The sequence below is a fragment of the Roseateles sp. GW821-FHT03B02 genome (genome assembly GCF_059421025.1).
Genome location: NZ_JBWKUV010000001.1, coordinates 547,758 through 562,874, shown reverse-complemented (window position 1 = coordinate 562,874; position 15,117 = coordinate 547,758). Strand labels below are relative to the sequence as shown.

Here is a 15,117-nt window from a genome sequence, read left to right as displayed (position 1 = left end):
GCCGGAGGCTCATGGGCATGTGCGGTCTCAGCGGACGACGATGTCAGCCCGCCGCACGACGGCGATGCTGGCCAGCGGGACGTTGATGTCGGGCGTGGTGCGAACCGCCAGAACGAAACGCTGGGGACGTTCAATCGGGATGTCGCCTGCCCGCTCCCCTTGTCGGATGCGCCTCACCAGCGACGCGACGATGGGCCAAGCCTGCGAAGTTTCAGGCGCATAGGCGAGCGGTGCGCCAGCCAGGACGCTGTCCGTGCCGCCGAAGATCGCCGGCTTGCGCCACTCGCGCAAGGTTTCAATGAGCTCCTTGCCCGCCAGGAGCGCGAGATAGGAACGCGGGATGCACCAGGCGTCGAACTCCCTCGCTTGCGTCGTGGCCAGCAGGGCCTGAGCCTGTTCCAGCGAGTCGGCATGCAGAACCGAGACTTGCAGGCCTTGCGGGTTGGACATGGCAGGCAGAATGCGCTCCGCGTCGACGTTCTCGCTCCATGAGCGATCACCGAGCACGGCGATTCGGCGTACGCCTGGGTAGGCATCACTGAGGATTTCGATCCGTTTCGGATCGAGGTCGTCACGAATCCACAAGCCGGTTGCAGGCTCCGGTCGGCGCGACAGCCCCGACACGATGCCAAACCTCACTGGATCGAGATAGCCGGTGAAGACCAAGGGCAGCTGAGGTGCAACGCGACGAGCCGCCAGCGCAGTGGCGCCGTTCGGGGCGACAAGCAAATCCGGGCCTGTTCCTGCCGCGACGGCCACGAGGGCATCGTCGACCAGACCGTCCGCGCCGCCTGTTGAGACGAACTCGACAGAGATCGTTGCATCACCCGTTTGCCGCACTCGGGCCAAGGCCGTCTTGAGCCGCTCGAAGGAAACGTCGCGCTCAGGGGCGACCCGACCCAGAAAGACCACCCGCCATGGCGGAGGCGACAAGGCGCCATCGGCGCGCAGCGCGACCACCAATGCGATACCAAAGACCAGTACCCATGTGCGAGCCAAAAGTCCGCTAGCCACCTTTCTCCCTTTTTTCTATCCTCGCGCCGCAAATGTCCATTTGCGCCAACACGGATTAGAAGGGTGGGTCATGGAGAGAATCAAGCATCACTTTTGCTGGGTGAAGTCGGTTTCGGGTCCGCGAAAGACAGCGCCGGCAGCCGCGGGCGTCGGTATGGCTGACATGTTGGTCGCATGGTCGCCAGATAGCGGTTCGATGCGCGCTTCATCCATAGTGGAGGGGTTCGTCAGGGGGGGCCTGGTGCCGCAGCACGCCGGCGTGCCGCCGCCCAAGACGAAAGGCAAGGCGGCCTTGGCCGCCAAGGCGGCCAAGGCCACGGCGATGCCACAGCCCCAGAACGCCGGAGTTCCGCCGGCGAACGCGAAATCGAAGATCGGCGGAGCAGGCCGCACCAGTCAGGCAGTGGACGACAAGCATGCAGGCGTTCCTCCTGCCAGTCCGGCTGTCGCAACAAGTCTCAAGTCGCTTGTCCCGCCGCCTCCACCTGCCAATGACCCCGATCTCGGTGTCAAGAACGGACCGGTGCCGCCCGCGCAGGGACGAATGATTTTTGCCGGCGCCTCGATGGCTGGTGCGTGGGCTTTCGATGATCTTCGACTGACCGGTGTGCCGGGCGGCGAGGGGTTGCGGCACGAGTTCCAGGTGGTGATCGGTGACGAGGCCGCGGCCTATGCATGGCTAGGCGGCGCCGATGGCAGCGAGTGGCTGCTCGATGCAAAGGCGGTATCGCTCATCACCTTTGCCGTCATGGGCGTCTACTGAAGGAGGCCGCATGGTCTGGTTCGCTGCAAATCCGTTTCCGGAGTCGGCCTGGTCCAGTGATGTCAGGGAGCTTGCAAGGCAGAAGCTGCTGCACTTGCCAAGAGATTGGCGGACCAGGATCAGCCTTGCCGGCCCTGATCTGAAGAACGTCGAGGCTGAGTGCCGTGACGTCTTGCGTGCAACGCAGGATCGGCCGTCGAACTTGACCGACATCCAGAATGAGGCGGTGGACGTCTACGCGGCCATCAACAAGGTCCAGCAACTCATCGGCCCCCTGATCCCTCAGAAGTTGCCGCCTGCGACCGCGAACCTGCTTCAAGCCACGTTGTGGGACGCCGTGCCTGTCACGTTCACCTTCAAGGAGCAGTTCAATCGCGGGCGCCCGCACCATTGCTGCGATCTGCCGCTCGATCCCATGTTCCAGCCGCCGTCACAGTTCTACCCCGGCCATCCCGCGTATCCGAGCGGGCACTCGACGCAGGCGCATCTGGTGGCGGAACTCTATGCACGCATGTTTCCCAAGCTGAGGCCGAGTCTGCAGCAAGCAGCACAGGGTGTGGCGCGGCGTCGCGAAATTGCCGGCTTGCACTTCGCCAGCGATTCGGCGGCAGGCGCCATCCTGGCAGTTCAGCTCGCTGACGAGTTCCTGAGGATTCCGGCCTTGCTGGCCCTGTTCAATCAGGCCAAGCGCGAATGGCCGCATCTGGTGCCCTGATCTTGATTCGGCGCCGTTGAAGTGAAGCCTTGACTGCCCGCTCACGCGCTTGACACCCCCGGCGCCTTCAGCATTGGGGGCACTGCACTTGGTAGGACGGATCGGCCCATGAGTCGATGGGCAGTTCGCTCCCCGTTGCCTCAGGTTTTGCGAGACGCGCGACGCTTCAGCCACGCGGTGAACGCCAGGCCGAGGCCCCACAGCGCCCATGTCGCCGGCTCGGGCACCGCCTGCGCCTGGAACACCGCACCGCCATCCGCCGAGAAACTGAACGACGTGAACTGGTAAGCCCCGCTGCTCGCCGAATAGCTGGCCCCGCCCAGCAGCGCATGGTCCAGCCCATCGGTGCCCTGCCTCAGGAAGCTGCCGATCTGGAACCCCCCACTCGCCTGGAAGGCATTCGGGTCGGTCGCGCCGAGGAAGCGGAACTCGATCTGCACCGCCCCCAGGTTGACCGCGCTGCCGGCATTGAAGACCAGCTGGTCGGTGACGAAGCCGCCATGCCCGTCGGACTCGACTTCCAGGACCAGCCTGCCGCCGGCCTGGTTGTCGAAGCTGCCCTGCACGTGCAGCGTGCCGGGTGAGTTGCCGGGGCTGAAGATGCCGCGGTTGATGATGCTGCCGATCAGCGTGCCAGTGCCGCCCACGTAGCCCTTGGTGCCGATCTCGATGGTGTTGGCCGTGACGGTGCTGGTGTCGTTGACGATCAGCGTCGCGACGCCGCCGTCGCCGTCGCGCGAGGCGCTCACGCCGACGTAGCCGCCGGTCAGAGAGGAGCCGCCGTTGAGGCTCAGCAGACCCGTCGACCCTGGTTGCCAGCCCACCACGACACCCCCCGTGGCTCCCACGTCCAGCACGCTGGCGTTCTCGAAGCTGGCCTGCCCGTTGCCGTTGTAGCCCACCACGGCGCCCGTGACATGGGGCTGGCCGCTGATCTGCACGGTCGATGCGCGCACCACCAAGCTGCCGTTGCCGCCGGGCGCATTGTTGGAGCCGCCGATGAGCAGCAGCGAGCCCTGGTCGCCGGCGTTGTTGATGGTCAGTCCGGAGCCGTTCGCCAGGCGCACGCTGCCCAGCGACCCCGTGCCCAGGCCTATTCCCAGCGTCGCGCCGATGGTGCTGCCGCTGTGCTGGCCACCCAGCGTGATGCTGGACGCGTTCGCCTGCAGCGCCCCCACGCCGCCGCCCACGCCCACGTCCAGCAGCGTCGCCTCCAGCGCCGCGCCGGCGCTCAGGTTCAGTGCGCCCGTGCCACCCGAGACGCGGCCGACGTAGATGACCGGATCGGCGCCCGTCACGCTGACCTTGCTGCCCGCGCCGCTGACGTTCAGCGTGCCGGTACCGTTCAGGCCGCTGATGCTCTGGCCGATGGTCATGCGGGTCTGCGCGATCTGCGCCGGCGTCGACGTGCCACGGCCGTTCAGCAGCAGCTGGCCGCCATTCGTGACGTCCACCGTGCCCGAGCCGCCCCAGCCGATGTTGGCCTGAGGCAGGTCGAAGGCGCCGGCCGCGCTCTGCGGGCTGACGAGGCTCAGCAGGCTGCCTGCGCCGTCGATGCGCAGCGCACCGACGGTGCCGGCGACGGCATCCCCCGAGGCCACGTACAGGCGGGGCAGCCAGGCCTCCATGGTGACGATGGCGCCGCGCGTGATGGCGGCCGTGCCGTTGCCACCCTGGCGGCCGACGTAGAGGTCGGCGAAGGCGCCGCCATAGCTGATGTGGCTGCCGCTGCCGTCCACGCTCAGCGTGCCGGTCGCGGCGGTGTTGCCCACCTGCAGACGGTTGATGCCTTCGATGGCGCCGCCGCCGCTCACCGCGAGGCTGGACGTAGCGCCATTGCGGCCTATCCACAAGCCGGCGTTGCTGGTCGTGCCGTAGACGAGCTTGGAGCCGGCGCCGGTGATGCTCATGCGGTTGACGCCGCCGTTGAAGCCGAGCTGGATGTAGGCCGCCGTGCTGGCGTCGGCGGCGAGCAGCATCTGGCCACCGTCTGCGATCTGGATGTCGGTCAGCGTGTTGGCCGCTGCGCCCATGCCGCTCATGAAGCTGGCCACGCGGCCATTGGCGCCGCTGACCTGCCAGACCGAGCCGGAGCCCTTGATGCGCACCTGGGCGATGACACCCTCGCTGCCGGTGCTGGCCGGCCCCGACGGACCGCTGGCGACATAGACCTGTTCCGTCTCCAGCCGGCCGCCGGCCAGCACGTTGACCTGGGCCAGGCTGGTGCCGCCGGGCACGCCCAGGGTCCAGGCCGTGTCGGGGGGCGCCGTGACATAGGCCTGGCCGAGGTTGAAGTTGCTCAGGAAGCGCGCCGTGCTGCCCCCGCCGGTGACGGTCAGCGCGCCGCTGTCGCCGGCGTTGTTGGCAATGAACACGCCGCACCAGCGCCCGTTGGCGCAGGCGGCGGCGTTGACGGTGCCGTCCAGCAGCCCTCCGCCGGAGACGGTGACGCTGCCGCTGTTGATGGACATGCGATGCCAGTCCAGCGCGTCCATCTCGACCTTGCTGCCCGCGCCGTCGATGACGACCTGGCCGCGGTTCGTGTGGTCGTAGCCGTTGCCGACCTGCAGCGAGAAGGCCGAGGCCGCGCCACCGGCCAGCACGTCGAGCCGCCCCTGGCCCTGCTGGCCGACGTTGAGCTGGCCGACGAAGCTGCCGTTGCGGTCCGTCGTCAGCAGGCTGCCGCCGCCGCTGATGAGCAGGCTGCCGTCGCCGCCGCTGCCGACGTTCACCGAGCGCGCGCCGCTCACCTGGCCGCCGCTGAGGATCTCGACGCGGCCGGTCGCCGTCGTCTCGCCGATGTTCAGATAGCTCCAGCTGCTGCCGTTCTGGGCCATCGCGCCGCCGTCTTGCACCTTCAGCATTGCGTTGCCGCCCACCGTGTTGCCGACGACGAAGCGCGAGGTACTGCCGTTGACCTCAAGCCGCGAGCCGAGGCCCTGAATGGTGGTCACGCTGCTGCCGCCCGAAGCGAGGTCGACGCCGGCTTGCCGCCCGGGCGCCGCTTGAACCTGCAGCAGGCCGCCGTTGCTGATGTCCAGCTTCGTCTGCACGAGCCGGACCGGGTTCTCGCTGAGCGTGAATTGCGCGTCCTGAGTTGGGCTGCCGGTGACGAGCCAGTTCGAGCCATTGCCGTCAATGAGCAGCTCCACGAAGCTGCGTTCGCCGCCGCCTTGCGAGGCCGTTACGGCTCCGCCCGTGTGGACGCGCTCGCTGACCAGCTTGCCTCCGGCCAGCACCTCGACGCGGGCATGCGTCGCGCCATTGATTTCGCCGCCGGTCCAGCCCTCGTTGGCCGGGCGCCCGACAAAGACTTCGCCGATATTGAGGTCGCCCAGGAAGCGCGCCTCGCTGCCGGCGCCGGTGACGGTGAAGCGCGCCGTGTCGCCGGCCATCTGGCCGATGAAGCTGCCGCACCAATGCCCGGCGCAGGCCGCCGCATCGACGCTGGCGTCCAGCAAGGCGCCGCCGCTGATCGTCAGCGTGCCGTTGCCGGAGCTGCCGACGGCCAGCCGGTGGGTATCCACGCCGCCCAGGCTGATGACGGAGCCGACGCCTTGCAGGGACACGGTGCCCGTGCCGCGGTTGATGCCGGTGCCGACGGCGAGTTGTCGCGCGGCGAACTGCCCTGCGCCGCTGACGTTGAGGTTGCCTGTGGCCGAGTTCCCCACGCTCACGTCGGCATGGGAGAAGTCCGCCGAGCCGCCAGCGACGGTGAGCGTCGCGGTACCGCCGTTCAAGCCCACCTGCACCCAGCGCGCGCCGCCGATCTTGCCGCCGTTGGTGACGTCGAGAAGCGCCGTGCCGCCGTTCTCGGCCATGTGGAAATAGCCCTGGTTGGTGTCGCCGCTCATCCACAGCACCGAGTTCGTGCCGCTGACACTGCCGCTGAAGCTGCCGCCCTGGCCCAGGCGGAGGCCATAGTTGTGGCCAGATTCGCCCTGCACCTCGAAGCGCCCGCCGTTGCCGACGGTCAGGCTGGCCGTGGCCTTGGGGCCCTGGGCGAAGTCGGCCCCGGCGTCGCCGCCGTTGACGGAGTTGCTGCCGACCAGCCATTGCGAGCCGGCACCATCCACCACGGCGGTGGCGAAGTTCTTCTCGCTGCCGTTGGCGCCCGGCGGCACCCAGCCGCTGCCTGCGTGGACGTCCTGGCTGCGCAGCAGGCCCCCCGCTTCGACGCGGACCGTGCCGCTCGTGACGCCGCCGGGCGTGCCGTAGTGGTTGTTGATGTCGACATTGCCATTGGCCAGGTTCAGGGAGCCCAGCAGCCGGGCCTCGCTGCCCGCACCGGTGACCGTCAGCGTGCCGGTCGAGCCCGCCGCGTCGCCGATGAAGCTGCCGCAGAAGCGGTTGCTGCTCAGGCAGTTGTCCGGCTGGTAGCGGCCGTCCAGCAATGCGCCGCCGCTGACGGTTAGCGAGCCCGCGGCCGTCACGCCGATCGTCAGCCGCGCCAGATGACCGGCGCTGTTCAGCCGCATTACCGTGCCGGCGCCGTCCAGCGTGGCCAGGCCGGTGCCGCCATTGCCCAGGTAGAGGCTGCCCAGGTCCACCTGGCTGCCGGCGCTGGCGCTGAAGGACGCGTTGGCGCCGGCAGCCAGCCAGACCTCTGTGCTTGGCAGGAAGAGGTTGGCGCCGTTGGCAAGAACCGCCCCGCCCGGGTTGGTGAAGTAGGGCCCCGTGACGACGACGGCCGATCCGGCCGGCGGTGCTGCGAGGCTCAGCAATGCAGTGGCGACCGCCAGCGCAACGCGATGGCGTGGGTGAATGTTCTTCATGGAGCCCCCTTGAGTTCGCTTGGCATTGGAGTCATGCCCCGTTTACCGGGGCAAGCGCCCGGGGGGCGATACCCCCTGGCGAGGGGGCACGATGCCGGGTCAGATCTTGCTCGGCATCCTCAACAGTGGTGAATCGGCGGCGGCAGCAGCTCGGGAGAATCCCGCACATGGCCCCGAAGAAGTCCCGCGAGCTGAGCCGCCTGCGCGAGCTGTGCGCGCTGGACCTGCCCACGCCGCTCGTCATGCCCACGCTGCTGGGTGAACTGCACGCCCTGGTGCCCTCCAGCCGCAACCTCTTCGACTGGTGCGACGGCGACGGTGCGCTGGCGCGCTACTGCATCGAGGGGCCGGTGGACGAGGCCGTTGCCCGGCTCTATTTCGACGAGTTCCACAACCGGCGCGAGGCCGAGGCCATGCCGTCCTTCGCCCAGGCGCTGGCCTCGGGGGCCGTGCTGAACAGCGCCGCGCAGCTGGACACGGCGCGCTTCCTGAACTCTGCGCTGTACGCCGAGATCTGGCGGCCCCAGGGCTTTCGCTGGCGCGTCGAGCTCATCGTGCGTTCGCGCACGGGCCAGCCCCTGGGTTCGCTGGTGCTGTACCGCGCGCCGGGCGAGCCCTGCTTCACGCCGGCCGAGGAGGCGCGGCTGCTGCCGCTGTTGCCGCACCTGGCCCAGGCCCTGTCGCGCGACGCCGCGCCGCGTTGTGCCCCCGGACAGTGGCAGCCGGCGCCCGAGGCGGCCGAGGTGCTGCTGCTGGACGATGCCGGCCGGCTGCGCCATGCCAGCTCGGGGGCCCGGCGCCTGCTGCTGCTGGCCGGCCCGGGGCCGGGGCCGCAGCCCGCCACGTCGACGCAAGACGTGCTGGCCGGCCTGCACGCGGCCACCCGCCAGGGGCCGGCCGAGCAACTGGTCGACAGCCCCTGGGGCCGCTTCGAATTCAGTGCCCGCCGGCTGGACGCCGTGGACGGCGCGGCTCCCTGCTGGACCCAAGTGCAGCTGCGCCGCTTCGAGCCGCGTGAGCTGGCCGACGAGCGCCGGCTGCGCAGCTTCGAGCTCTCAGGTGGCCAGACCGCCGTGGCGCGGCTGCTGCTGCAGGGCCTGGCGCAGTCGGAGGTGGCCCAGCGCCTGGCGATCGCGCCCAGCACCGTCGTCGACCACACGCGCAAGCTCTACCAGCGCCTGGGCGTGCGCTCCGCGCGCGAACTGGTGGAACGGGTCAGGTCCGCGCCGAGTTGATTTCGAGCAGCCCGTCGAAGATCAGTGCTTCGACCAGCTCGTGCGGCGCATCCAGCGCCGGCGCCACCTTCCAGCCGGCGCCGCCCGTCATCAGCAGCAGGGGCTCGCGGCCTTCGCGCCTGGACAGCAAGCGGTGCATGCGCTCGATGGCGCCGGTGATGGCGAAGGTGCCGCCGGTGGTGAGCGCGTCGCTGGTGTTGGTGGGAAAGTCGCGCACCTCGCCGGTGGGCACGCGCAGGCCGGCGGTGCCGCCTTCGAGCGCGCGCAACATGATGCCGTGGCCGGGCAGGATGAGGCCGCCCAGGAACTGGCCGTCGCTGGAGAGCGCGTCCACGGTCACCGCCGTGCCCACCATGACGGTCAGCACGGGTCCAGTGAAGCCGCGCATGCGGGCGTGGGCGTGGGCGCCGATGATGGCCACCCAGCGGTCGGCGCCCAGGCGCGTCGGGTGGTCGTAGCCGTTCTTCACGCCGGCGCACTCGGCCGCGGGCACGACCCAGCGGGGGCTGAGGTCCCAGTGCTCCATCTGCTCCTCGACGCGGCGGCGCACCGCGTCGCCGGCCACGTTGCTACCAAGGATGCGCGTCGGGGGGGGCAGGCCTTGCCAGTCCTCGTCGGCGAGGCGGTCGATGTTCTCCAGGAACACAGCGCCGTGCTGCAGCGGGAGGCTGCCGGGCTGGGCGTCGTCCGCATAGACGGCCCACTTGAGCCGGGTGTTGCCGATGTCGATGGCCAGAAAGCTCATGGTGGGGACCGAGGCGTGGGCAAAGCCGTGAAGGATGGCGCGAGCCTACCAGCGCATTTATTTCCGCCTGTGCGGGTTTCTGCTTCAATCGACGAGCCATTGCCGGCGCCCCCACCAGGAGAACTCCATGCTGCGACGTCTGCGTATCCAAGCCCGCCTCTGGCTGGCCTTCGGCATCATCCTGGCGATGACGGCGCTGCTGGTGGCGGTGGGGGGCTTCGGCCTGAACGTGTCGCAGAAAGCCATCCAGGGCATCACGCAGAAGCTGATCCCGGCGTCCAACATCACGATGTCGGCGCGCAGCCAGCTGCTGCAGAGCAAGGCGGCCACGTCCACGCTGGTGGCCTCCATCTTCAACAAGGACGGCATGGCCCGCGCCCGCAAGGAGTGGGACAGTGCCCAGGTCGCCCTGGACAAGGCCATGGACGACTTCGGCGCCATCACGACCGAGGACAAGGGCCGCGAGGCGCTCGTCAAGTTCCGCGGCCTGATGGCCGACTACCGCAAGGCCGTCAAGCCGGTGGCCGACAAGATCCTGGCTGACAGCTACCCCGACGCCCAGGCCGCTTTCGAGGACATCAAGGCCGCCGACGCCGCCTACGACCCGGCGCTCTCCATGCTGAACAACATCGAGGGTGACCTGAAGAAACGCGGCGACGAGGTCTTCACCAAGGTCGACAGCCTGGTCGGCAACGTATTCGTCGGCTTCCTGGTGGCCTTCGTCGTCTGCATCGTCATCGGCGGTGCGTTGGCGGTGCAGATCTCGCGCTCCATCATCGGTCCGCTGGTCGCGGCCAAGCGCTTCGCCGAGCGCATGGCCGATGGCGACCTGTCGCGGGCGCCCGAGGCCCGCGGCACCGACGAATCCGCCGAGATGATGCAGGCGCTGGCCGCCATGCAGAAGTCGCTGTCCGAGATCGTCGGTCAGGTGCGTGAGTCGGCCGAGAGCATCCAGGTTGCGTCCACCGAGGTGGCCAGCGGCAACATGGACCTGTCGCAGCGCACCGAGCAGACGGCCTCCAACCTGCAGCAGGCGTCCAGCTCCATGACCCAGCTGACCGGCACCGTCAGCCAGAGCGCCGATTCGGCCATGACGGCCAAGCAGCTCGCCGGCGCCGCTGCCGAGACGGCGGGGCGCGGCGGCGAGGTGGTGTCGCGCGTGGTGAGCACCATGGGCGAGATCAACAACGCCAGCCGCAAGATCGCCGACATCATCGGCACCATCGATGGCATCGCCTTCCAGACCAACATCCTGGCGCTGAACGCCGCGGTGGAGGCGGCGCGCGCCGGCGAACAGGGCCGCGGTTTCGCCGTCGTGGCCGGCGAAGTGCGCTCGCTGGCCCAGCGCAGCGCCGAGGCGGCGCGCGAGATCAAGGCGCTGATCGGCGCCAGCGTCGAGCGTGTCGAGGCCGGCACCCATCTCGTCAACGATGCCGGCACGACGATGACCGACATCGTCGGCTCGGTGCAGCGTGTCACCGACATCATTGGCGAGATCAGCGCCGCCGCCGTCGAGCAGAGCCAGGGCATCGCCCAGGTCAATGGCACGGTGACGGAGCTGGATCAGATGACGCAGCAGAACGCCGCGCTGGTGGAAGAGTCCGCCGCGGCGGCTCAGTCGCTGAAGGAGCAGGCGGTGCGCCTGGCGGGCCTGGTCAGCAGTTTCAAGCTCAGTTGAGACTCATCGCGGCCAAGCCTCGCGCTGCATCGGCGGCGTGAGAGCCGGTTCGGTCGGGGCTGCGAACCCGGGGCGGGTCGCGTCGAGGGGGGCGGGAGCCTGGACAGCACCGGTGGCTGTGGCAGGCGGCGGGAACTTCATGCAGACCTCCATGTGATCGGGGCCGGCAGTGTGCTTGCCGCGACGGCGTGGCGCCATCCTCGGCTGGGGGATGAAGGCGTGTCCTGTTCTGCCTCGCTGTCCCTGGTCGGGGACAGGTGCGCGGAACCGGCCATCACTTGTGTTCAGCCGGCCATAACCTCGGGCCAGGCTTGCGTTGCCGCCGCGTGCGCGGCCACCTCGCCGACGACTAGCAGCGCCGGGCTCTTCAGCCCCTCGCGGGCGATGCAGTCGGGCAGGCCGGCCAGCGTCGTCACCGCGTGGCGCTGCTGAGCCGTGTGGGCGGCGCTGACGATGGCTGCGGGCAGGTCGGCGCGCAGGCCGGCGGCCAGCAGCCGGGCTGTGATGTCGGCCGCGCGGGCCACGCCCATGTAGATGACGAGGGTCAGGCCGGTGCGGGCCAGCGCCGCCCAGTCGGGCTCGGCACGGCCTTCGCCCGGGTGGCCGGTGACGAGGATGACGCCGGGCGAAGCGCGGCGGTCCGTCACCGGGATGCCGACGGCGGCCGGACCGGCGATGCCGCTGGTCAGGCCGTTGACGACCTCGACCTCGAGGCCGGCCTCGCGCAGCGCATCGACCTCCTCGCCGCCGCGGCCGAAGACGAAGGGGTCGCCGCCCTTGAGGCGCACGACGCGGTGGCCGGCGCGGGCCTCCTTGATCATGAGCGCGTGGATGAAGTGCTGGTCCGTCGAGATGCAGCCACCGCGCTTGCCGACGCGCAGCAGGCGCCCCTGGACGAGGGCCAGCACGCGCGGGTCGATGAGGTCGTCGGCCAGCACGACATCGGCGGCCTCGATGCGGCGGAGCGCGCGGACGGTCAGCAGCTCGGGATCGCCGGGGCCGGCGCCGACCAGGGAGACAACGTGGGTCGTGTTCATGCGGGAACCTCCTCGGGCGTGGTGGCAATCAGGCGGCGCAGCGTCGGCAGGCAGGAGCCGCACTGCGTGCCGCACTTCTTCGCGCCTTGCAGCTGGGCCAGGCGTTCGGCGGGGCTGCCGCTGCAGCGGGCCAGCGTGAATCGGATGACGTCCTCGCGCACGTCGAAGCAGTTGCAGACCTGCGGGCTGGCAGGCGTCGTGTTGGTGGGCGGCGCGCCGGGCGACAGCAGCCAGCGGCCGACGGTGCTGGCTGCCGTGCGTTCGCGCCAAAGGTCGACCAGCCAGGCGCCCTCGTCATGCCGGCCCACGCGCAGCAGGGCCTGCAGCGGTGCGGCCTGCAGGTCGTCGCCGTCGAGGTTGAGCAGGCGCAGCCGGCCGCGCTGGGCGTCGGCATAGCGCAGCACGGCCGGGCGGTTCAGGCCCAGCACGGCCGCCAGTTCGTCAACGAGCTCGGGCGCGGGTGTCTCGGCGCCGGCGGCCTCGAAGGCCCAGCCCACCTGTTCACCCCTGGCGGGCTCGGGCAGGCAGTGGGCATAGCCGAAGCGCGGCATCAGCGCGCGCAGCTGCTCGCGCAGGCGTGAGCCTTCGGCGGGTGCGACCCAGGCGCAGGCGCTCAGGCGCCAGGGCAGGTCGGCGGGCTCGATGGCGACGGCGCTGAACTTCAGCTCGGGCTGCTTGGAGTCGGGGCAGAAGGCGCCCTGTGTGACGGCATTGATGCCGAGCTGGGCCCCGATGAACTCGTCGCCCCAGTGCATGGCGATGTCGGCGCCGGCCAGCGGTACGTTCTCGTCGAGCTTGAGCGGCAGCACCACTTCGCCGCGGCGCGAGCGCACGTGGACGAGTTCACCCTCGGCCAGCTTGCGGCGTGCGGCGTCGTTCGGGTTCACGCGCACGACGGGCCGACCCTCGTGGGCGAACAGACGAGGCACGCTGCCGCTGCGGCTCATGCCATGCCACTGATCGCGCATGCGGCCGGTGGTTAGCGCAAATGGGCGCTTGGGACTGGCCGTTTCCGCGGTGGCCGCGTAGGGCTTGGTGATGAAGCGGGCGCGGCCGTCGGGGGTGGCGAAGCGGCCGTCGGTGTAGAGGCGCGGGGTCGGCCCGTCCACGAAAGGCCATTGCTGCGGACCTTCGGTGTCCAGCGTGATCCAGTTCAGGCCGGTGATGTCGAGATCGCGGCCCCGGGTGGCTTCGCGGTGTTCGAGCCAGAGGTCTTCGGCCTTGTCGGCCTTGATGCGCGGCGCGCGGCCGAGCCTGGCGTCGATCAGTTCGGCAATGTCGCGCACGATGAGCCAATCGGCACGGGACTCGCCCGCTGCAGGCACGGCCGGACGCACGCGGCTGATGCGACGCTCGCTGTTGGTGACCGTGCCTTCCTTCTCGCCCCAGGTGGCGGCGGGCAGCAGGTAGTCGGCATAGCGGGCCGAGGCCGTGTGGGCAAAGGCCTCCTGCAGGATGACCAGCTCGCAGCGCTCCAGGGCCTGGCGCACGGTGGCCTGGTCGGGCATTGACTGGGCCGGGTTGGTGCAGGCAATCCAGAGCGCCTTGATCTCGCCGCGGGCGGCGGCCTCGAACATCTCGACGGCGGTGTGGCCGCGCTTGTTGGGCAGGCCCGGCACACCCCACAGCGAGGCGATCTCGGCCCAGTCCTCGGCCTTGCCCGGGTCGCGGTGGCCGGGCAGCAGCGTGGCCATGCCGCCGCTCTCGCGGCCGCCCATGGCGTTGGGCTGGCCGGTCAGCGAGAAGGGGCCGGCGCCTGGCTTGCCGATCTGGCCGGTCGCCAGGTGCAGGTTGATGAGCGCGGTGTTCTTGGCCGTGCCGGCGCTGCTCTGGTTCAGGCCCTGGCAGTAGAGGCTGAGCGCGGACGGCGAGGTCGCGAACCACTCGGCGGCCTGCCAGATCTCGGCCTCCTTCACGCCGCAGACCTGGGCTGCGCGCGAGGGTGACCAGTCGCGCACGAGTTCCTTCAACGCGTCGAAACCTGCCGTGGATGCGGCAATGAAGCTGTTTGCCGTCCAGCCCTGCCAGATGACGGCGTGCAGCAGGCCGTGGCACAGCGCCACGTCTGTGCCGGGGCGGATCTGCAGGTGCAGGTCGGCGAGCTCGGCGGTCTCGGTGCGCCGCGGGTCGATAACGATGAGCTTGTGGCCCGGCTTGCTGCTGCGCGCCGCTTCGAGGCGGCGGAACAGGATGGGATGGGCCCAGGCCGGGTTGGCGCCGCTGATCAGCACGCAGTCGGCCAGCTCGATGTCCTCGTAGCTGCAGGGCGGCGCGTCGGCACCCAGGGCCTGCTTGTAGCCCACGACGGCCGAGCTCATGCACAGCCGCGAGTTGGAGTCGATGTGCGGCGTGCCGAGGACGGCGCGGGCCAGCTTGTTGAAGGCGTGATAGTCCTCGGTCAGCAGCTGGCCGGAGATGTAGATGCCGATGGACTCCGGGCCATGTTCGGCACGGATGGCCAGCAGCTTGTCGGCGATCTCGCGGTTGGCCTGATCCCAGGCGATGACCTCGGGTTGTGCGCCGCGGGCGGTGCGCTTTTGCGGTTCGCGCAGGCGCTGGTGCTGGATGACGACCGGCGTGGCCGTCAGGTGCAGGTTGGTGCCCTTGGTGCACAGCCGCCCGAAGTTGGCCGGGTGATCCGGGTCGCCGCGCACGCCGGTGATCTGCGTCTCATCGTGTTCGATGATGACGCCGCAGCCGACGCCGCAGTAGGGGCAGGTGGACTTTGTCTCGCTCATGTTCTTCTAGCAGGCTGATTGGTCAGCCTTTACGCCACCGCGATTGAAATCTTGGGGCCGGCGACAGGCGCGGGCAGGTCCAGGGCCAGCGTGTCCAGCTCGTTCCGCAGCAGGAACACGTCGCCGCCGTCCAGCTTCACGCGGAAGCTCGGCGTGCAGCCCTCGTCGGGCTCACGGGCGCAGCCGTCGGCGAGGCCAATGGTCCAGTTGTGCAGCGGGCAGGCCACGCTCTTGCCGAAGACGATGCCCTGGCTCAGCGGGCCGCCTTTGTGGGGGCAGCGGTCCAGCAGCGCGAATACCTCGTCGTCGGCGCTGCGAAACAGGGCCACGTCGATGCCCCGGCTGCGCTGCACGCGGCGCGAGCCCAGCACGGGGATGTCCTGCAAGGCGCAGATGCGGGTCCAGTCGTCCATGGTC

The 15,117-nt window shown here is 69.7% G+C and carries 10 protein-coding genes; 4 read left to right on the top strand and 6 right to left on the bottom strand.

Annotated features, from left to right (window positions below):
- Positions 1 to 27 precede the first annotated feature (27 nt).
- Complete coding sequence (locus AC07VX_RS02440; protein ID WP_493163836.1) at positions 28 to 960, bottom strand: ABC transporter substrate binding protein; 933 nt, start codon at positions 958 to 960, stop codon at positions 28 to 30.
- 124 nt (positions 961 to 1,084) lie between these two features.
- Between AC07VX_RS02440 and AC07VX_RS02435 the strand changes: the two genes are divergently transcribed.
- Together AC07VX_RS02435 and AC07VX_RS02430 are read left to right on the top strand one after the other, a co-directional pair.
- Entirely contained in the window at positions 1,085 to 1,777 is a 693-nt protein-coding gene (locus AC07VX_RS02435; protein ID WP_493163315.1) for a hypothetical protein, read from the top strand.
- A gap of 10 nt (positions 1,778 to 1,787) precedes the next feature.
- The gene (locus tag AC07VX_RS02430) at positions 1,788 to 2,492 is read left to right on the top strand and encodes a phosphatase PAP2 family protein (RefSeq protein WP_493163316.1); all 705 of its coding nucleotides are present in this window, start codon (positions 1,788 to 1,790) and stop codon (positions 2,490 to 2,492) included.
- Between the two features lie 140 nt (positions 2,493 to 2,632).
- Here the strand turns inward: AC07VX_RS02430 and AC07VX_RS02425 are convergent, their stop codons facing one another.
- Positions 2,633 to 7,267, bottom strand: coding sequence for a beta strand repeat-containing protein (locus tag AC07VX_RS02425; protein WP_493163317.1), 4,635 nt, complete (start codon positions 7,265 to 7,267; stop codon positions 2,633 to 2,635).
- Positions 7,268 to 7,434: 167 nt separating this feature from the next.
- Here AC07VX_RS02425 and AC07VX_RS02420 point away from each other — a divergent pair, with 167 nt between their 5' ends.
- Positions 7,435 to 8,502, top strand: coding sequence for a helix-turn-helix transcriptional regulator (locus AC07VX_RS02420; RefSeq protein WP_493163318.1), 1,068 nt, complete (start codon positions 7,435 to 7,437; stop codon positions 8,500 to 8,502).
- On the opposite strand, the gene AC07VX_RS02415 is transcribed toward AC07VX_RS02420, so the two are convergent.
- Positions 8,483 to 9,247, bottom strand: a complete 765-nt coding sequence (locus AC07VX_RS02415; protein WP_493163319.1) for a type III pantothenate kinase — start codon at positions 9,245 to 9,247, stop codon at positions 8,483 to 8,485. The genes AC07VX_RS02420 and AC07VX_RS02415 overlap by 20 nt on opposite strands.
- 127 nt (positions 9,248 to 9,374) lie before the next feature.
- Here AC07VX_RS02415 and AC07VX_RS02410 point away from each other — a divergent pair, with 127 nt between their 5' ends.
- Positions 9,375 to 10,925: a methyl-accepting chemotaxis protein gene (locus AC07VX_RS02410; protein ID WP_493163320.1), complete on the top strand. Its 1,551-nt coding sequence runs from the start codon at positions 9,375 to 9,377 to the stop codon at positions 10,923 to 10,925.
- A gap of 284 nt (positions 10,926 to 11,209) precedes the next feature.
- Here the strand turns inward: AC07VX_RS02410 and cobA are convergent, their stop codons facing one another.
- From cobA to nirD, 3 genes are read right to left on the bottom strand one after another with little or no spacing between them, the layout of a single operon-like run.
- Positions 11,210 to 11,962 (bottom strand): uroporphyrinogen-III C-methyltransferase, encoded by a 753-nt coding sequence (gene cobA, locus AC07VX_RS02405; protein ID WP_493163321.1) that lies wholly within the window; start codon positions 11,960 to 11,962, stop codon positions 11,210 to 11,212.
- A complete protein-coding gene (locus AC07VX_RS02400) occupies positions 11,959 to 14,700 on the bottom strand; it encodes a nitrate reductase (protein WP_493163322.1) in 2,742 nt (913 codons plus the stop codon). The genes cobA and AC07VX_RS02400 overlap by 4 nt, the downstream gene beginning before the upstream one ends.
- 29 nt (positions 14,701 to 14,729) lie before the next feature.
- A complete protein-coding gene (gene nirD / locus AC07VX_RS02395) occupies positions 14,730 to 15,113 on the bottom strand; it encodes a nitrite reductase small subunit NirD (RefSeq protein ID WP_493163323.1) in 384 nt (127 codons plus the stop codon).
- Positions 15,114 to 15,117 lie beyond the last annotated feature (4 nt).